The sequence below is a fragment of the Chryseobacterium sp. FH2 genome (assembly GCF_001045455.1).
Classification (GTDB): Bacteria; Bacteroidota; Bacteroidia; order Flavobacteriales; family Weeksellaceae; genus Chryseobacterium.
In genome coordinates, this window is sequence record NZ_LFNE01000012.1 from 13157 (window position 1) to 32756 (window position 19600).

15 protein-coding genes and 2 pseudogenes are annotated in these 19600 nt (G+C 32.1%); 7 read left to right on the plus strand and 10 right to left on the minus strand.

The window, feature by feature from the left end; translation table 11 throughout:
- Positions 1–498: 498 nt before the first annotated feature.
- Genes ACM39_RS16355 through ACM39_RS16365 form a run of 3 tightly spaced genes read right to left on the minus strand, consistent with a single transcriptional unit; the run spans position 499 to position 2658 of the window.
- On the minus strand, positions 499–1482 hold the full coding sequence (locus ACM39_RS16355; protein ID WP_048512124.1) for a DNA-processing protein DprA: 984 nt from the start codon (positions 1480–1482) through the stop codon (positions 499–501).
- Positions 1483–1493: 11 nt separating this feature from the next.
- Positions 1494–2096 carry a hypothetical protein gene (locus tag ACM39_RS16360; protein ID WP_048512125.1) on the minus strand — a complete coding sequence of 201 codons (603 nt, stop codon included), beginning with the start codon at positions 2094–2096 and terminating at the stop codon, positions 1494–1496.
- A 1-nt stretch (position 2097) separates the two neighbouring features.
- Entirely contained in the window at positions 2098–2658 is a 561-nt protein-coding gene (locus ACM39_RS16365; RefSeq protein WP_048512126.1) for an HAD family hydrolase, read from the minus strand.
- A 265-nt stretch (positions 2659–2923) separates the two neighbouring features.
- Here ACM39_RS16365 and ACM39_RS19650 point away from each other — a divergent pair.
- The 4 genes and pseudogenes from ACM39_RS19650 to ACM39_RS16385 form a co-directional block, all read left to right on the plus strand.
- Positions 2924–3412 (plus strand): annotated as a pseudogene (locus ACM39_RS19650) (site-specific integrase); the annotation flags it as partial.
- 196 nt (positions 3413–3608) lie between these two features.
- A complete protein-coding gene (locus ACM39_RS16375) occupies positions 3609–4913 on the plus strand; it encodes a patatin-like phospholipase family protein (RefSeq protein ID WP_048512127.1) in 1305 nt (434 codons plus the stop codon).
- The gene (locus ACM39_RS16380; RefSeq protein ID WP_048512128.1) at positions 4903–5874 is read left to right on the plus strand and encodes a ComEC/Rec2 family competence protein; all 972 of its coding nucleotides are present in this window, start codon (positions 4903–4905) and stop codon (positions 5872–5874) included. The genes ACM39_RS16375 and ACM39_RS16380 overlap by 11 nt, the downstream gene beginning before the upstream one ends.
- Positions 5875–6693, plus strand: coding sequence for a DUF3800 domain-containing protein (locus ACM39_RS16385; RefSeq protein WP_048512129.1), 819 nt, complete (start codon positions 5875–5877; stop codon positions 6691–6693).
- A 4-nt stretch (positions 6694–6697) separates the two neighbouring features.
- On the opposite strand, the gene ACM39_RS16390 is transcribed toward ACM39_RS16385, so the two are convergent.
- The 7 genes and pseudogenes from ACM39_RS16390 to ACM39_RS19280 form a co-directional block, all read right to left on the minus strand.
- Entirely contained in the window at positions 6698–7714 is a 1017-nt protein-coding gene (locus ACM39_RS16390) for a hypothetical protein (protein WP_048512130.1), read from the minus strand.
- 138 nt (positions 7715–7852) lie between these two features.
- Entirely contained in the window at positions 7853–9322 is a 1470-nt protein-coding gene (locus ACM39_RS16395) for a DNA polymerase (protein ID WP_048512131.1), read from the minus strand.
- Entirely contained in the window at positions 9319–11781 is a 2463-nt protein-coding gene (locus ACM39_RS16400; protein WP_048512132.1) for an RNA-directed DNA polymerase, read from the minus strand. The genes ACM39_RS16395 and ACM39_RS16400 overlap by 4 nt, the downstream gene beginning before the upstream one ends.
- Positions 11765–12772, minus strand: coding sequence for a ComEC/Rec2 family competence protein (locus tag ACM39_RS16405; protein ID WP_048512133.1), 1008 nt, complete (start codon positions 12770–12772; stop codon positions 11765–11767). Before ACM39_RS16405 ends, ACM39_RS16400 begins: the two co-directional genes overlap by 17 nt.
- Before the next feature lie 418 nt (positions 12773–13190).
- A pseudogene (locus tag ACM39_RS19655) lies at positions 13191–13277 on the minus strand (DUF3606 domain-containing protein); the annotation flags it as partial.
- 295 nt (positions 13278–13572) lie between these two features.
- Positions 13573–13947, minus strand: a complete 375-nt coding sequence (locus ACM39_RS16410; protein WP_048512134.1) for a hypothetical protein — start codon at positions 13945–13947, stop codon at positions 13573–13575.
- A gap of 67 nt (positions 13948–14014) precedes the next feature.
- Positions 14015–14155: a hypothetical protein gene (locus ACM39_RS19280; protein ID WP_165585125.1), complete on the minus strand. Its 141-nt coding sequence runs from the start codon at positions 14153–14155 to the stop codon at positions 14015–14017.
- Between the two features lie 229 nt (positions 14156–14384).
- Between ACM39_RS19280 and ACM39_RS16415 the strand changes: the two genes are divergently transcribed.
- From ACM39_RS16415 to ACM39_RS16425, 3 genes are all read left to right on the plus strand, one after another.
- Entirely contained in the window at positions 14385–14915 is a 531-nt protein-coding gene (locus ACM39_RS16415) for a hypothetical protein (RefSeq protein WP_131701472.1), read from the plus strand.
- A gap of 145 nt (positions 14916–15060) precedes the next feature.
- Positions 15061–16362 carry a TlpA family protein disulfide reductase gene (locus ACM39_RS16420; RefSeq protein ID WP_082140631.1) on the plus strand — a complete coding sequence of 434 codons (1302 nt, stop codon included), beginning with the start codon at positions 15061–15063 and terminating at the stop codon, positions 16360–16362.
- Positions 16363–16418: 56 nt separating this feature from the next.
- A complete protein-coding gene (locus tag ACM39_RS16425; protein ID WP_082140632.1) occupies positions 16419–19598 on the plus strand; it encodes a SusC/RagA family TonB-linked outer membrane protein in 3180 nt (1059 codons plus the stop codon).
- Positions 19599–19600 lie beyond the last annotated feature (2 nt).

The following is a 19600-nucleotide window of genomic DNA, read 5'->3' on the forward strand; positions in this document are numbered from 1 at the left end:
ATAAATAAAAGAATTTTCTATAAATAGAAAGAATACATAAAGTATAGTTACGCTGATAGGAAATACTTAAGAAAAAATAATAGTAATAGATACTATATTTTAATTTACCTTTTAAATTCGAGTTAATAACTGGTTTTTAGCTCTAAGATAAATTCGGCCTATTGGTTTTTTGCAAACCTTGACGTCCTCAGCAATAAATTTTGTACCTAAAGGAAATTTAGTTATATCTCTATACTCTCTCAAACACTCAATTACCAAATCATCTGGTATCCCCTGATTTTTTGTTGGTCTAATTCTAATGCGATTTGTTTCTGTGTCCAAAAAACTTTCGCATTCTAAATTCTTAATGTAATTTCCAATAATTAACATGATTAGTCTTCAATGGTTATCATCTAAAATTATAATTATTTTTCGAAATAAAATCATCCTATGTATAAAATCTTACATTCAACGGAAATGTAATAGTAATTTCTAAAATATATTTTTTGAACAGATTCTTTATTCAAACAATAGAGCTTGCTGATTAATATTATTTTTTGAAATTCTAATTTTAGATATTAATTCTTGCAGATTTTTTTGTTTCAATAATATAGTTTTTTTACTATCATTTAATAGTTTTCGATTTAAATCGAACATAGGGTCATTAAAATCTATATTTTCATCATACATTACTGCTGTATAGATATTGTATTCTCTTGCAAATTCCATGGCCAGCCTTGCCCCACTATCAAATTTCCCTATTAGATTCCAAATTTTCCCAGAATCAGGCGAGTAACTTGCTGCCAGTACTACAGCATCGCTAAATAGAGCTTGTAATCTGTCTCGATCTTTATATCTGCTACTTAATTCTCTGGCAGAATTAAAATCATTATAATATTCAGTAATTAATAAACCATCTTTTTTTAAAATGTCTTCGGATAAACTTTTGTTGGATGAAGGAGTTATTTTTCCTAAATGATTTGGTAGTATTGCAATTGTTTTTCCATTTTGTAGAGATTCTTTATGTGCAACTGTATCACAGCCCAAAGCGAGACCGCTCACTATCGTACAATTATTATTAATGATTTCCCTGACAAGTTTTTTTTCTCTTTCTATTATACTATCAGTTGGATTTAATAAACCAATTACAGCAATATTTATATTCGTGAAATTTAACAAATTTAAATTACCTTTATAAAACAAAAATATTGGATAATCTCCATCCTTTACATTGCCTCTAATAGTTGGAAAGTCATCGTCGCCAATTGCTGTCAATCCATCGCAATTATTTGTAAGTAATGAAATTTCTTTTAAAATTTCACTTTTTTTATAATTGAAAAAATCCTCAGTTATAATTTCTTCTTGTTTGGAATATTCATTTATTAAAAATATAATTCTACTTATATTTTCATCTCCTTTAATGTATTTTTTTATCCAAGATCTACCAATACCTTTAAATGATTTGGTAGTTAAAATATTTAATGCATTTTCAGTAAATTTCATTTTTCCTTTAATTATATAGTTTTACCAACTGTATACAAAATTACAGATTTTGCTCCATTGTCAAATAATGCCTGAATTGCATCTTCAATGATATTGACTGATTCAGTATAAATATCATCAATCAAAATGATATCTTTTCCATTCACTTCATCAGATATATTACAAGTTTCTTTTGTTAAACCAACTGTAACAGAGCTATAATCTCTTGTTAAATGTGTAACAGGTGTTTCAATAACTCTCTGAATGTAGTTTGTTCCATCATAAAATTCTGTATGCTCATTTACAAATTCTTTTATTGCTTCACTAAATTTTAATTGATTATCATTGTACATAGTTAATGGCTTGGATCTTGGGACTATACAAATGGTTAATTTCGAATCATAATTTTTTTTTATTTCTATTAGATCTTTAGTCAGTATTTCCTTTACTTTATTTTTAGCTTCATCCAGAGTAAATCCAAATTCTCTTTTAGCATTTGTAAATGTTCCATCATCATTCTTTAAAGTGTTTAAAAAGCCAACTTCCGTACTTCTCCAATTTTCATGAGTTCCAAAATAATATGCTTTAATCTCGTAATCCAGATAAGAATTGGTGTTAATAGTAAAATTTTTCATATTAGGTTTTAATTATTTGGGTTTGCTTTATTCCTATTTTTATAGCTTTCTCAATTTCTACAATTTCATTTTCATATATTAATATATCCTTCTTGTTTAAATCTAATTGTCTAATAGCTGTTTCAAATTTATTTATATATTTACTTTCTGTATTTTCATCTCTGAATATAAAATCTGTAAAATAATTTCTAATGTTGTGATAATCTAGAAGTTGTAATGCCCTATTTTTTCTGCAATTTGTTACTAAATAAATTTTATTTGTATTAGAATGTTTTAAAAGCAGCTTATAATTTTCAGCTATCAATTTTGTATAGCTTAGGTATTCTGAATATATCTTTTCCTTAGCTAGTACTATTTCTGAAAGTAATTCATCAGAAGTGCCTATTAATATTTCTTTTATCAGCGTTCTATTTATTCTTTCTTTGTAGATATCTTCAATTTTTATATTAGTGATATTGAAAATTGCTGATTTGTAGGCCAAAAAATTTGCTTTATCAGTATCTATAAGAGTTCCGTCCAAATCAAAAAGTAATATTGTCTTAGAATTAATTATAAAATTCATTCTCAACTCAAATAAATTTAGATTTATCATTATAAATATTAGTCGATCTCCTATAATTTGAATAGACTATTTGGTATTTTTGATAGCTCATAAGATTATATTTTTTGACAAAAATATTAAGACATAGTAAACCTTGATTACGGATTCCCGTAAACACCAAAAATAAAAAGTCAACCAAAACTTCCACTCAGTGTTTCTACTGAATTTTCCGTAGGGCAAATATATACACCTTACACTAGGAAAATAAAAATCACAACTCTCGAGTCAAGTACGTGATATTTTCCTTTTCAGTTGTTATACTGAATTAGCTTATGTCGATGTAGTAAAATTATCTAAATCTCACATTAATATTAGAATAGATGGTGACAAATGGATATTAACTCGTCAGAAAACTGGTACAGCACCCAGAGTTCCGCTACTGCCATTAGCTCAAGAGATTATTTTGAAATATGAAGATCATCCGGAATGTGTTAATTTAAATGTTCTGTTTCCTGTTCTCAGTAATCAGGAAATGAACTCTTACCTCAAAGAGATTGCTAACGTTTGTGGAATTAACAAAGAATTGACATTTCATATCGCGAGACACACGTTTGCAACTACAGTTACATTATCCAATGGTGTTCCGATTGAAAGTTTAAGTAAAATGCTTGGTCATAAGAATCTAAAAACAACTCAACATTATGCAAAAATTTTGGATAGGAAAGTGAGTGATGATATGGCGGTTTTGAGGAATGTATTTGATTTTAAAAGATAACCTTAGCAATAATGTGCAGTAGTTTTACGTATTCACGATGAGCGACTATCTGATAGTTGATAGCTAACAAATGTTGAATTATAATTTTTTTTTAGTATGGTCGAATAAATAAAAGAATATAGTTCCATCGAAATATACTTTATAGACACAGATTCTAAATTTTATTATATTTACATTTTAAGATATTCAAATACTAATGACCTCTACTAAAAAAATCGGAGTTGCCTTATCAGGAGGTGGCTATCGTGCTGCTGTCTACCATCTCGGCACATTAAAAAAACTTCATTCTTTAGGAGTTCTTAATAACGTTGAGAAACTTTCAACCATATCCGGAGGTTCAATCACTGGTGCAGCTTTTTGTCTTCATGAAGGCGATTTTAAAAGTTTTGAAGAAAAAATGTTTAATGCCTTAACAAACAAGAGTGTTATCGGCTATGTACTACGTTCCTGGAAGTTTATAAGACTTGTAATATTAGTGCTTGCTTTTGCGGGCTTTGCGCTGTTTCTTCAATTCACTCATTTCGCCATCTTGTCTGTACCTATCATAATTTTGTTTTTTTATCTGTTGGTCAAATTTCAGTTTAAACTTTTTCCGGTCAGTGAAATTATAGAAAAAGCTTATGACGAATTTTTTTACTCGGGGAAAGTACTTTCGCAACTGTGTGAAAAGCCGGAATTGGCAATAGGTTCTACAAACTTGCAGACCCAAAGACCGTTTACATTTTCAAAAAGAAAAATGGAAGACAGCCTGTATGCACACCAGAATAACCCAATACTCTTTGATGGAAGAAATTTTCCAATTTCCAGAGCTGTGATTGCATCCTCATGCGTTCCGTTTGCATTCACTCCAATAAGCATAGACAGGAAATTCTATCAAAATCCCGAGCAATATGGAACGGTAGATCCAAAATTGGTTGATGGTGGGGTTTATGATAACCAAGGTGCACATAAGCTAACTCAGAAAAACAGTTCTTACAAATGTGATGTGGTAATAATAAGTGATGCTGGAAATAAGTTGCCATTTGCAAAGTTGTATAACAACACATTTACCCTTTTGCTTAGAACGGTTGATCTGTTCATGGTTAGGATTAAACATTTCCAAATGGTTCAGAATTTATATACAGGAAGTGATATAGCTGTGAGCTTCCAATCGATTGGGTGGGATTTACATGCCTGTATTCCTGGTTTTTATAATAATATGGTTGCAGGTAATATCCCAAAGACCTTGTGCCAGTATCATGAAATGGATGAAGATTGGATTAAGAATCCAAAAGATCATAAAAATAAGATTATGGAACATCTTGAAACCAGGTGCAGCTATAAAACTATTAAAGATAGTAGCATTTCGCCAGAAAGGCTAAATAATATCAGAACTGTAGGAACAAATCTCACTCCCATTAACAAAGAACTTGCGAGCGACCTAATGTCGTACGCTGAGAGTATAACCGAGGTGCAAGTAAGATTATATTGCCCTGAAATAATAGAGAATCATGCCATTTGAAATTGATATGTTGAATGTTGGTAATGCCGACGCTATAATCTTAAGATATCTGGATGCAGATGATCGAGAATATATTATTGTGATTGATGCTGGTAAGACAGAAGAGCATGGTAAAATGGTCGTAGATCATATCAACAAGCACACTAATAAAAAATCAATTGATTTGGCAATCAGTACTCATCCTGACAAAGATCATATAAGAGGTTTTTTTTATATTATTGAACATATGACAATCCAAGAATTTTGGATACATGATCCAAAATTGCATAAGATAGATGAATCAGAAATAAAATCATTTTTTGATACCGACTATTTCGAAAAAGGATTAAAGTATGTAGTAGAAAGCTTGAACTTTTCCAAGGATCTAATTGCTATAATAGATGAAAAGCAAATTGACAGAAAGCAACCTTTAGAGAGTAGAAGCCATCCTAAGATTCCGATTAAAGTTTTGGGACCTTCATCAGAGTATTACAAGGAAAAACTTAATTCATTTCGTGATATTCATTTATTATATGAAAGCATTGTGATTGAAAAGGCTGTATCAGATAATTTAAATCTTGAAGATAGGGCAAATGAGTTTGATAGACTAATTGATCGTTCCAATGAGAATAATAGTAGCACAATTTTGCTTTTTAGTGGGGATAACAAAAAAGTACTTTTTACATCAGATGCAGGGCCAGAAGCAATTTTACCGGTTATAGAAAAGTATGATCTGAAGAATTTAGACTTTTTAGATGTGCCACATCATGGAAGTAAAAATAATTTGAATACTGCAATCATGAGTAGGTTAAATCCAGGGACAGCTTATATATCCTGTGGTGGAAGTAACCCTGATCAATATATAGTAGACTATTTAAAACTAAAGGGTACAAGAGTATTCGCTACTAATTTTAACGGTAGATTAAGACATAGCTTTAATATGCCTGGCAGAAAAGGTTGGTACCCAGTAATACCATTATAGATGAGAGATTTATTTGTAATCGACGATACCGGTTCGCCTGGAAATGTCAGTGAATCTTTGATGCTAAAAAGCGACCGTTGCACCTATTTGGCAGTATTAATTGAAAAGGATATTCGTGAAGAGCTTAGCAACAAAATTATAAAACTCCTTAAAAAATATGAAGATTTAGGTATTAAGGAGTTTCATTTTACAGATCTTTTAAATCGGCGTAAAGAATACGACAAACTTGAAACGAATCAAGTAAAGGATATTTTTGAAAATTTTGCAGCAATATTAAATAGCTTTATACTTACATTGTTTGTACAGACAATGACCAGCAGGACTTTTGAAGAAAATGGGTTGATTGATGATGGCAGTATGTCGGTGGAAGAAAAAGCTTTACATTTTGTCATCAACAGAATTTTTATTCATGTAAAAGACGTTGATCCTATTAGGAACTTCGAAATTTTCTGCGACGAAGGAATTGAGAAAGCCGGAACGAGAAAATACTATGAGAAACTAAATGCTTTTACAGATAGACCATTCGTTACCTTTATGTCCTCGCATTCAGATGTCTTATTGCAGGTTGCTGATTTTTATGCTTTTTGCTTAAATAGACATCAATTGCTAGCTATAAAGAAGAACAGAACTGATTTTGACCATTGGTTCATAAAAATGACTAACACTGCTTTTGCTAATTGTCAATCTTCAGGATTTCGGGCAGGATTAATGAAAGAAAAGACAGGAGCCCAGGAATATGATCAAATGATATTACAGAGGTATAAGGAAACAGGATCATATCCTTTTTGGAAAAAATTTAATTCCAAAAAGGATAAGTGATTAATTATCGAAGACCATATAAGAAGTATGCTTCATTCTTTTGGCTGTAAGTTGTTGCGGACCAACGTCGTTTGGGATTACTTCTGAAAACATTTGCAAACTCTTCATTTTTAACAAAAATATCCAGTCTTTCTAGGCTAATATCTAAAACAATATATCCAGCCTGGTTATTTGTAATCCTAATTTCTGGATACTTGTCATAGGCAAGATGTGTAGAACTGGCATTTCCCATAAGTGTCAATCTAGGCTTTAGAACGTCTAAAAAGCTAAAGTCTCTATCACTTCCTCTTCCATGATGAGGTGCTAGAAGTACATCAATGTTAGATACTAAGTTTCGATGATTTTCAATAATATGTGCCCAAGTTTTGTCACATCCATCGCCTGCGAAAAGAATCTTCCAAAAACTACCATTTTGCTTGGGTGGTGTATAAAGAATAGCATAGGATAGTTCATTAAAGTCATTATTGGTATTAGCTTCTGCAACCAATTGAGGTGTTGGTGAAAGAATTTGAAGATGATCACTATTATAGAAATCATTAGAATAACCTGAATATAAGGCTAACCTCTTTGTATCAGGATATCTGCTATCTCTCAGATTCCTGTAAAATTCCCAATCTTCACTATTATATTTTCCACCTTTTCCGCCGTCAAGTTGCTTATTATTATTTGTATCCCAAGTATTAATGACATTAAAATCTTGATACAAATCCCTTATGCCATCTAAATGGTCCATATCTGGATGCGAAATAATAAACCTGAAAATATCTGTTATACCATATTTTTTCAAGTAATCTATTGGATTATCAGGCGAATGTTTTTGACGGAAATTCCTTTTTCCATCGGGAACGAAGTTTCTAGCTTGCATATCCCGACGTTCCACAGAATTCCTGACCTGTTGTTCTTGAAGAGTCCATTGATCATTTGCAGCATTGGAAACATCCATGACAGTTACATGTCCATTATCATGTTGAATAATATTACAGTCTCCTTCTAAAACGTTTAAAAAGTGTATTCGTGGCATAGTTTAATATTAAAAACTAAATATAATAAAAGCTATTTTATTTAGCAAAAACTAGCATAATAAATAAAATAGAAAATATTAAGGTTTATAAATTATAAAGTCTAAGAATTCTTTTACTTTAAGTCCTAAATTATTTGTTTAATTCTCAGAATAAAAATTTTTGATTTCTGCTTTAGCATTTAGACTTTTACAAACTAATTGAAAGTTGTTGGTAAAACATTTATTTATTTCATCTCGGATTATTTGATCTTGATTTTTATCAATTTCATATAATGCTCCATCATGAAGGGGAATTAGTAGTTTAGCCCCTTTAACTTTTTCATATACATCTACTAATGCCTTCTTAAAAATATAAGATGCAGTAGATTGGATATAGTGACTTAGTATCCAAATATTCTCATTTTTATCAATTAGTTTTCTATGGTTGCCTTGAACAAAAGATGTTACAACACCCTCCTTTTTACTTTTTGTAATAAGTTCATTTTTAAATTTTGTCAGAGATGTAAACTGTTCAAAATACTTAACTGTTTTTTTTCCTATTCCTGTTATATCGCCACTAAAATCATCTCCATAAAGATATCTATAAAACAATATTTTTGCTTCTTTTCTATTTTTATAATCTTTGGTGTCTTTATTCATAACTTTTAATACAATATCAGAATAAATATCATCCGTATTATAGAGTGATATAAGCTTTTGATCATTAGATACATGAGCTAAAATTCCTGCTTCAAACTGTGAATAATCTATATATAATAGCGCTTTATCTATTTCTGGGACTATAATATCTCGATTTTTCTTTCTTAAATTTTGTAAGGATGGTTCTTTTAAAATAATTCTAGAGGTTATACTTCCAAATCCAATGAAATATGGATGAACGTAATCTCTTCCTCCAAATTGGGAAATCATAAAAATTAAACTCTTAAGATCTTTCTTTGTTCTGATCAATTCATAAAATAAATCACACACTTCATCATCTTTTCTACGTAAACTTATGGTATTACTAATAGAATTCAGTATTTTATAATTTTTACTTTTTATGTAATTAAATTGAGTTTCTTTTTCTTCAGGAGTGAAAATATTATGTTCAAATTGAAAAGTATTTTTTAATTTATACATATATCTATTAAGCTCTTCACATCTTTCTTCAACTAATTGGAAATTTATCTTTACGCCACGTAATTCGGTCTCGTAGATAATCTTATTTACTTTTTTTTCTAGTTCATTAAATCTCTCGAGTTCATCATTAGAATGTGAAATGATTTGTTCATATAGAATATGAAGTTTTAGCATAAAATCTTCAATGCTTTCTATCTTATAATTTTCATTAATTACTTCATATCTACGTAATGTTTTTAATATATGCCATTTACTTTCTCCTAAAATGTCTTTGCCTGTTTGAGAAAATTGTTTATCCAAAGACTCAAAATCAATAATCTCAGGAATTGATGTTCTCTTTTTTGATTTAAGGAGTCTAATAAAATCAGAGACTTGGAATGTTATGTATTTGTTTTGAGGGCTGACAAAAGTATCTTCTGTAAAACTCCCATCTTCAAGATTCAAAAAATACCATTTATTACCACTATAACAAACTATATATTGCTTCATATTGAGAATAATTGTTCAGTTAAATCTGAATTATTTTCAGAAATTTCTAGATCATGATAGTGTACTAAATCCTTGTATCCAAATTTATTAGTAAAAATGAATGATTCCGTCAGACTTTCATGTATTGACTCCAAAGGAGGTTCAATTAGATTAAATGACCTCAAGCCTATCAAAGCAGCTCTATTTTGAAAATAACCATCGGTAAATTTTTCTTTTAGTTTTCTTAATAATATTCTTTTAAAATTCTTATCAACAGTACTTAAATATAATATCATGGCAGCAGTAGTTGCCTTTTGTGTCTTATCATTTATTTCAATTTTTTGACTTGCTAGTTGAATTAGATCACTATCAATTATTTTTTGTTTAGCTAACAATAACCAAATTTGGAACTGTTGATATGAATATAAATTAAACTTATCATTCATTATAACTACTTTTAGCTCCTGTAGAAAGTTTATTTTAAATTCGTTTTCATCTACTAAAGATAAAATTTTACAAACTTGATGGGTTATCCAAGGCTTATCTTTTAATGATTTAACTGCTTTTTTTAAAACTAGATGAAAATCTGATTTAGTTGTTAAAGCGTGAGATTCTAATTTTCCTAAAGTTTGTACATTACCGTCATTCTCTAATTCATTAGTTAAAAAATGTATTTTAGATTTTCCAAGATCTTCTATTATTGTTAAGGCAAACCTTAGATTTTTAGCTTGTTCGTCATTTTCATTTCCATCAATATTAATATTTTCATTTAATAGATTTACAGCGGAATGGAATGCAAGATTTCTATTTTGATAATTATATGATTTTGAGAAAGTTTTAATTTTTCCTAGTTTAAGATTAAATATTTTGTGGTGATTTTCTCTAATATTTTCTTCTGGAATATCAGTTTTTATTTCAGTTTGGTGCTCAACTATTTCAATTATTTTAGTTTTTTGAGAATTGACCGATAAATGACACCTTTTCAATTCTTGTTCTAAAATTGTCAAATACTTTCGAGCCTCATATTTATCTCTGCATAAGATTTTTATATCATCTACGAATCTAAAATACCCTAGAGTATGATTCTGCATAAAAGTATCAACTTGATTTAAATAAAAGGTAGCTAATAATGCAGAAGCATCATTGTTTTGAGGAATACCATTACTTTTTTCTGAGTATTGAAAAAGGAATTTATTTAGTAGTTCTATACAATTAATTTGATTTTCATTAATGGCCACTCTTTTAAGCTTTTCAATCAAGAGCTTTTTGTCAATATTATCAAAGTAATTTAAGATATCTACATGTAATATACAGTTGTATTTATATTCAGAATTAATTTTAATTTTTAATTCTTCAGATAATTTATACTTCAATTTAATCCATTGCTCAACTCCATTTATTAATAATTTATTAGTGTCATGCTTATTATATCTTGATGCATAAACATTAGGTATTAATGAATCGTCTATGACCTCTGCTAATTCACCAACAATGCTCATATATACAATTCTATCAATTAGGGGCAATATATAAGCTTCTCTAAGTGTAAAATTGCTCTTAGGAACATAAAACTTTTCTGCTTCACAAGCTTTGTAATTATTGTTGTAGAAATATCTACCGAATTGCGCAAATAGATAGTTTGGAGTTAAAAGATCTATGTATTGTAAAGAATCGTAAAACCAGTCATCTATTATATCTGATTTTATTCTTTTCAAAGCAAGATTTAAATCTAAATAAGAATTGTTAATTGGGGCTTGATATATTTCTACAATTCTACCCTCTATTTCTCTTTTAAGGAAGCTGGCTTCATTATCTAAAGTGACAAGATTAAGATTTTTGAGCTTGATGTTTATTTTTTCAAAAGATATATTAGAGCATTCTATTGTAGAATTTTCAAAGTTCTCATTAGGATATTTTGATATAATTCCAAATAGGATATTTTTATTGTGTATAAATATTCCACTCCCTGAGAAACCGTGTAAAAAATCTTTAGTAACAGGGCTTGCTAATTCAACTCTTCTATTCTCTGGATCAGAACGTCTAAAACTAAAAGGGTTAAGAGTGTCTTCATTTGCTTTAAAAATGGACCAACTAGAAAAGTCTAGCTCATCATCTTTTAAAACATCTGCAACAAGAATTGAAGGAAAGCTTAATCCCTTAATTTTTTCAATCTTAATGATTATCAGGTCTTCTTTTTCGAAAATAATTAAATTTTCGTTTAATTTTAATGCTTTACCTTTATGATATGTTAGTTGTTTGAAAACTTTTTCATAATATTCAACTTTAATATCTTTTACTTTTGAGAGGTCAAAATCTGTATTAGAATCTTCAGAAAGGATATGTTTTGCTGTAAAAATGTAATTGTAATTATAATCACTTGGAGTTTGATAAATTATACCCGAACCAATTGACGGTACACCAGCAATAGTAGCAGTAAGTTTAACCGCACATTTTTTTAAATTCTCAGATGGTAATGCCATAACCCCAACGATCTGTATTTGGTTTTAACTTAATTTTATACTCTGTCATTTCTTTATCTGTCATTTTTAGCTTATGAATAGCTTCCTCATAATTAAATAAAAATTCTATAGGCTCAGCTAATTTAAGACTTTGTACAATCTTTATAAAAGCTCTTTTGTTAGGAAGATAATGCTTAGAACTATTTGTTGAAACAACATAATTCTTACAATTTATTTTCTCCAAAGTTTTAGAGTTTAAGCTTCTATAACTTCCGTGATGAGGTAATTTTATCAAATCAAAATCTGCTTTATCCTTATCTTCTCTGATACTATCTATTATTTTGTCCAACCTTTCGGGCGTTACATCTGCTGTTAAAAGTATTTTTTTGTTTTTTATGGTTAGATAAACCACAATGCTTGTTTTATTACTTGGAGACGTATCTTGACTTTTATCATCAATATACTTTACCAATTCTTTTATAGGAGTATTCCAATCACATCTATAATCGCTATTCAAATAAGCACCTTTATTCGAAGCATAGGTAAGAAGTACTTCTTTACTGGGAGAAAATATTTTTAAGCTCATTTCTCCAAAGGTGTCTTTAAATAGTTCATTTACATTACCATCTAACGTAGTAATCCAATTAATTTCTCTGTTTTTAAATAAGACATTTTCGAGGTCATGTGCTTGCTTGTATGATAATAAGTTTGATGAAATTTCTTCTTTTAACAAATTATTTATTTTTTTTGGGGAATTAAATATTATTGTTTCAATTTCAGGACTTTCATTTTTTGCTTCAATATGCTTAAATAGATCTAGAATCCCTTTTATATGGTCATCATCATGATGCGTAACAATTAATAAATTAATTTTTTCCTCTCTTTTAATTACGTTATAATATTCATCAATTAAAAATGTACTGTCATTGCCTCCGTCTATCAAGATATTTTTCCCTTCATTATGAATGAGTATACTGTCTCCTGACCCGGCTTTTAAAAATTTAATTTCCATATAATTATTGTAAAATGAATATATAAATCATATTGTCATTATGATTTATCTGCTTTTTAAAATATAAAATATTAATTGTAATTTATTTAAGAATATAAAATCGCATGTTATTTGATTTAGAAATGTCTTCATTTATTAGTTTTTATAAAAATATAAAAAATTAGATTATGTATGAATTATCATTATCCTTTTTTATTAAGAATCTGTGTTATCATATTTAATCCATTAGTTGTAATCACTGAACTAATTATCAATTTAAATTACAAGAGACTTAATAGTTTTATGAAATTGTTACTTACTTATCCATCAAACTATACATCTATTTAATTATTAAGACCTTGATAAATAATTATAAATTCTTCGTACAAAACAAATCCCAACTCTCGTCAGGATTCATTGATTAAATTAAAAACTCACATTATTTCTCAAGATACTTTTGAACTGCTGCGGCAGAAGTACCAGCAGCTTTAACTGCTTCTTTTAACTTCTCTTTAGTAACACCAAACTTTTTTGACCACTATTCTAGTTCCCAAGTTTCGTTCACGTTTACTTTAGTTGCATCTTGAGGTCTTCTTTTACTTAAATCATCACTCATAATAAATAATTAGTTTGTTGATGAAAGTAAAGATAAGTAGCTTACATCTTATATAATTACGGATTTCCGTAAATAACAAAAATAGAAACAATAATGAAATCATCATTCAGTATTTACACTGATTTATAGTGATTACAAATTCAGTATTTGCCATAAATAAACAAATCCCAACTCTCGTCAGGATTATATTTATCATTTATGAATACTATTTCAAATATTCTCTAATATCCTTATCTGTTATGGAATCATAAGCCTCACCAAAATCAGCCATTGTAAAACCTAATGCCCCAACAATACTAATTAATGTTATTGCTGTCGGGGATGTATTTCCATTTAATGTATCATTCACTGTGGCTTTTCTAATTAAAGCATTGGTAGATATTGTATGATAGCTGTATATGATTTTGTTATCAATAACATTTTTTTGCAAATTCTTTCCTCTCTCTAAAAGTTTTCTTAGAGAGATAATAATTTTAATCTTATTAATGTCATCTTCTGTTTTCACTAATGCAATTAACAATTTAATGAATAAAATATCGGTACGCTTTGCCGTACCAATATTTTGTTGTATATTTGGCATTATTATTAAAAAATAAATTATTATTTGTTAATTTTGCGATACTTCAAAGAATATTAGAAGCTATTGCTTAGAATCTCGCCATTGGAAACTGGTAATTTTTAGGAACGAGAGGATAAGTAAGCGGCTCACGACCTAGGCGTGAGTCTCTATCTCTTATCTGTTCCACGGTATACCAGTACCTCAATGGCTGATAATGTAGAGTACTCACGCCGTTTTATTTTCCTATGCAGTCAGCTATCTCTACAATTCTCTAAGCTGCTTTTCAAATAAGTATCAGATTAGGACAGATACAATGGCAGCGCAACCATTGTGGCTTTACAGCTTTCACGGGACACAATTTCATTCATATTAATTTTTGGCTTGTATAGGCAAGGAGCTTTGTATAAAAGACTTCCAAAGCTTCCTCCTATGCGGTCTCATTAAACCAAACAAAACGATTGAAAAATAAAAGGATAGACTTTGAAGCCCGATTTTGGTCCGGTAGCAGGAAACATTCCGGGATAAAGCTTATTGAATCATTCTTCCATTTTAACGATTTGGTTACTGCCAAAGCGATGCTCAACAAAATTATGATCTATGCCGGGAAAAAGAAAACAGCGATCAATGAAGACTCTTCTGCGATCTTTCATTTTCATCAGGCCTTGCGGTCTTTTGTACGGGCGTGCTATGTAATCAGGCTAAAGGAAGAGAAATGGTCGATTCCCGTACCTCCTGAGAATCGTTCATCATTAATACAGGCTTCCCTTTCGGATGAGGAATATGTGAATCCAAACCTGGTATTTCAAAACGCTTTTGCAGAGTACTGTATCAAGGATTTTGATTATTACATCGCAGTGGCAGTCTATTTCTCAATGGGTATTTATGCTCACGCAGCTGAGAGCAAAATTTTCGCTCCCTACATCCATCTTACCAAAATGTTGGATGCGGCGCATCTTATCCTCGAAAGAAGAATCCAACAAAATCAATAACCATTAAAAGTAAAAATCAGAGAATGGAAAACAGTACATAGAACTTACACCATTATAATAAAAAAGCCCTTTCCGTAAGAGTTTGGCGACCAAACGGAAAGAGCATAATCAGTTATTAATAATTATTAAAAACCTATTCAAAAGTATGAAAAATATCTTTTGCAGGGGAACCCTGTCCCTTGTTTTTACCCTTGTGGCAGCGACCACATCCTTTGCCCAGAACAAGTCTCTTAAAATCGGAGATTCCCTTCCAGAAAGTTTTTGGACGACACCACTGCATGTTGTCAACCATCCTCAGAAAACAATTGATCTTTCAGAGGACAAGAACAAATTAATTCTGATCGATTTTTGGAGTACGTGGTGCAGTGCATGCCTGATGAGTCTCCCAAAAATTGAAGCTTTACAACAAAAGTTTGGAAACAAGGTGAAAATCCTTCCTGTAAGCAGTCAGGATAAATCTGCTTTGGATAAATTCTTCTCTTCTTCAAATGGAAAGAAGTATAAAAGTATGATGTCCACCTACGAAGACAAAAAGCTTCACGAACTATTCCCACACGCAGGCGTTCCATTTATTATATGGATAAAAGACGGAAAACTATTCAATTCCACCGATGCAGGACAGCTCACTGAACAGACCATCAATGAAGTTTTGAATGGAGACAAATCATCTTTGCAGACCATTATTCAAATGGACAGGGCAAGACCATTGATGCTTTCCGAAGATTATGACCGTCAAAGAAATGTTCAGCTTCTCAATTATTCATTCTTTGTCAAAGGGCAGATTCCTGATATTGGTGCAGGAGGAACGTATCGAAAGACAGCATCAGGCAAAATCCACGGCAGACAGTTTACCAACCTGCCATTATGGGATATGTATTACGCTATAGGATATGAACTTTTCAGACAACAGGATAAAACATCTTTCACGGAAAAAAGGATGATTATCGAGGTAAAAGAACCAAAACAATTAATGCCCATAGAAAAAGCAGACGGCTCAAATGATGGAGCAAACCTCTATAGCTACGAGTTCATTATTCCCGAACATAAATCTGATTCTTTATACAATTATATGCTGGAAGATCTCAATCGTTACTCCGGTTATACCGTCACCTTTGAGAAAAGACCTGTAAAATGTTTTGTGTTAGTCAGAACAAGTGTGAAAGACAAACTGGCAACCAAAGGAGGTGAAAAACGTTCCACCTTCCCACAAACCCCATCCATCCTTAAAAATGTACCGCTTAAAAATATGGTCAATATGCTGAATGGTGAGATTCCCATCAAGGAATTATTTATCGATGAGACAGGATACACAGGGAATGTAGACCTTGAAGTTTCGGGAGTCAAAGATATTTCCACATTAAAAAAAGAGCTTCAGAAATACGACCTTGACCTGATACCCCAAGAACGTCAGGTTTTGATGATGGTCATCAAAGACCAGCGGAATTAATATTTCACCGCTTGAATAATCATTGAATTTATATTAACGCAAAACTATATCAGACTATGAAGAAATTATTAGTGCTTCCCGTCCTATGCTACTGTGTGCCTGTAATGGCACAGCAGATGTTTACGGGAAGTGTTATCGACGAAACAACCCACTTACCTGTACTCGGTGCAACTATCGCCATACAGAACTCAAAAACCGTGACTACTACGGACAGATATGGAAATTTCAGCCTTACTACCAATGAGAAGAAAATCAATCTTGTCGTTCTTGGAAAAGGTTATGAAGAACAGGTCATTGTTTTGGAGCTTCCTTTGAAAGAACCGCTAAAAATTAATTTATCCGAAAAGGTAGCCCAAATTGATGAGGTGGTACTCACGACAGGTTATCAGAAAATCCCTAAAGAACGTTCCACAGGTTCTTTCTCATCGGTGAGTAATTCAGCCCTGAATACACAGGTTTCTACCAATATCCTTGACCGTTTAGCTGCTACCGCCAATGGAATTGTCATCAATAAAGGAACATCCCAAGGAGGCTCACAGATTATGGTCAGAGGTCTGAGTACTATTCAAGGTCCCAAGTCACCTTTGATTGTCGTAGACAATTTTCCTTATGATGGAGACATCAGCAATATCGACCCCAACATTATTGAGAGCATTACCGTTCTCAAAGATGCCGCCGCATCTAGCATCTGGGGAGCAAGAGCCGCCAATGGAGTGATTGTCATTACCACCAAAACGGCAAAATACAATCAGCCTGTGACGGTCAATTTTAATACTTATCTAATGACGAGTCCAAAGCCTGATTTTAATTATCTTAAAACGATGTCCAGCGCAGACTTCATTGATGTGGAACAGGAACTATTCAAGAAGAATTTCTACAATACAGATATCAATTCTACAAGTCATCCCATATTATCACCTGTGGTTGACCTTTTGAATAAAGAAAAGAAAGGACTGCTTTCATCCGATTATGTACGAAATGAGATAGAACGTTTAAAGACCATTGATTCCCGAGACCAATTCCGAAAGTATATGTACCAGCCTTTGGAGAACAGACAATACTCTTTGAGTATGGCTGGCGGAGCGCCTCAGTTTTCTTGGACATCATCACTTGGATATGATGACAATACCGGAAATCTAGGAGAAAAATACGAACGTGTGAACCTCCGCTTCCAAAATACTTGGCAGCCTTTGAAGAACCTGACATTGAACACAGGAATCCTTTTCACTCATTCAGCGACCCAAAGCGGTCGCAGTGCTTTTGGAAGCATTATTATGAAAACCAATTCCGTTCCCTATATGGAAATGGCGGACGCACTCGGAAATCCGTTAGCAGTTTCAAAATCATATGAACAAGGCTATAAATCGGCATTAGGAAACGGAAAATTACTGGACTGGAATTATTATCCGCTTACCGATTGGGAGCACAATACAACTAAAAGCAAAAGTTCGGAGATCATTCTCAACGCAGGATTGAATTACAAACTGTTGAAAGGATTGGATGTTGATTTAAAATATCAGTATCAGCGAACTACAGGACTTTCCAATATGCTGTATGATGAGGGAAGTTACTTTGTGAGGGATTATGTAAATAGGTTCACGGTCATTAATTCCAATGGCAGTCTGACTTATAATGTTCCCAAAGGAGCTATAATAGATAAGACCAACTCACAATTGCTCATTAACAATTTTAGAGGTCAGTTGAATTTCAACAGAAGCTTTGGCAAACATCAGGTTTCAGCTATTTTGGGAAGCGAAGTAAGGGATTCCAATTCACAGTCGAGCAATAACCGATATTATGGCTATGACCCTAACAACCTTTCCTTTGGGATGGTAGACCTCAACAAGAGATTTCCAATCATTGCCGGAGGTACAGCTTTTATCGATAATATGAATGCTTTGAGAGAAACGAACAATCGTTTTGTATCGGTCTATGCGAATGCAGCTTACACCTATGATAACCGATATACTATATCGGGAAGTGCCCGCCGTGATGCCAGTAATCTCTTCGGGTTAAAAACCAATGACCAATGGAATCCCTTCTGGTCAGCAGGTCTCTCTTGGAATGTAGTCAATGAAAAATTCTATTCTGTGAACTGGCTTCCGAATCTTAAATTAAGAGGTTCATACGGTTTCAACGGAAATATCAATCCTGCAATGGTTGCCATAACAACGATGGCATTACTTGGTGTTTCAACATACACGCAGGAGCAGATGGCAAGATTTGACAATTACTACAATCCCCAGCTTCGTTGGGAAACGGTCAGAATGATCAATGCGGGATTGGATTTTGCAACCAAAAACAACAGAATCTCAGGTTCATTAGAGTATTTCCAGAAAAAAGGCGAAAATCTTTTCGGACAAGTTCCACTGGATTACACCATTGGACTAAGCAGTCTTATATGGAATGTTGCGGGAATTGAAGGAAAAGGTGTTGATGTTGAACTCAAGACCATCAATGTCAACAAATCTTTCAGATGGCTCACCACCATTAACTTCAGTACCTACAAAGATAAAGTGACGAAATATTATCCGAGCAGTACTATGGCAAGGAACTTCGTACTTGCTTCCGTTCCCATATCAGGAATTGAGGGCTTACCTGTGTATTCGATGTTCGGCTACAAATGGGCAGGACTTGATCCTCAGACAGGTGACCCAAGAGGCTATCTGAACGGAGAGGTCAGTAAGGATTACGCCAATATAATGGGAGGTGATGTGAAAGACCTCCAATATTTCGGTTCTGCTGTACCTACTGTATATGGTTCTTTCACGAATACATTTGCTTATAAACAACTAAGCCTTGATGTAGGAATTACGTACAAGATGGGCTATTATTTCAGAAAACCATCCATTAACTACACCAGTTTATTCAGAGAATGGAACGGTCACAGCGATTACGAGCAAAGATGGCAGAAACCGGGTGATGAAGCTTTTACCAATGTTCCTTCCAACCAATACGAAACTAACTCCAACAGAGACGCATTCTATGCAGGTTCGGCTGCTCTCATTGAAAAAGGCGACCATATCCGTCTGCAGTACATCAATCTTGCATATGAGATCAGTAAAAGACAATGGTATAGTTTACCACTTAAAAGTTTACAGCTGTATGCCAATGTGAGCAATCTCGGAATACTTTGGCAAGAGAGCAAAAGCGGGATTGACCCTGATTTCAATTTGGGAAACAATACCTTAAAACCTCCTATGACCTTTACCTTAGGATTAAAAGCTAAATTTTAAAA

Coding starts and splice junctions, on each gene's coding strand:
- ACM39_RS16375 (WP_048512127.1), top strand. CDS start 3,609: ATGACCTCTACTAAAAAAATCGGAGTTGCCTTATCAGGAGGTGGCTAT.
- ACM39_RS16420 (WP_082140631.1), top strand. CDS start 15,061: ATGAAAAATATCTTTTGCAGGGGAACCCTGTCCCTTGTTTTTACCCTT.
- ACM39_RS16405 (WP_048512133.1), bottom strand. CDS start 12,772: ATGGAAATTAAATTTTTAAAAGCCGGGTCAGGAGACAGTATACTCATT.
- ACM39_RS16410 (WP_048512134.1), bottom strand. CDS start 13,947: ATGCCAAATATACAACAAAATATTGGTACGGCAAAGCGTACCGATATT.
- ACM39_RS16400 (WP_048512132.1), bottom strand. CDS start 11,781: ATGGCATTACCATCTGAGAATTTAAAAAAATGTGCGGTTAAACTTACT.
- ACM39_RS16385 (WP_048512129.1), top strand. CDS start 5,875: ATGAGAGATTTATTTGTAATCGACGATACCGGTTCGCCTGGAAATGTC.
- ACM39_RS16390 (WP_048512130.1), bottom strand. CDS start 7,714: ATGCCACGAATACACTTTTTAAACGTTTTAGAAGGAGACTGTAATATT.
- ACM39_RS16425 (WP_082140632.1), top strand. CDS start 16,419: ATGAAGAAATTATTAGTGCTTCCCGTCCTATGCTACTGTGTGCCTGTA.
- ACM39_RS16355 (WP_048512124.1), bottom strand. CDS start 1,482: ATGAAATTTACTGAAAATGCATTAAATATTTTAACTACCAAATCATTT.
- ACM39_RS16380 (WP_048512128.1), top strand. CDS start 4,903: ATGCCATTTGAAATTGATATGTTGAATGTTGGTAATGCCGACGCTATA.
- ACM39_RS16365 (WP_048512126.1), bottom strand. CDS start 2,658: ATGAATTTTATAATTAATTCTAAGACAATATTACTTTTTGATTTGGAC.
- ACM39_RS16360 (WP_048512125.1), bottom strand. CDS start 2,096: ATGAAAAATTTTACTATTAACACCAATTCTTATCTGGATTACGAGATT.
- ACM39_RS16395 (WP_048512131.1), bottom strand. CDS start 9,322: ATGAAGCAATATATAGTTTGTTATAGTGGTAATAAATGGTATTTTTTG.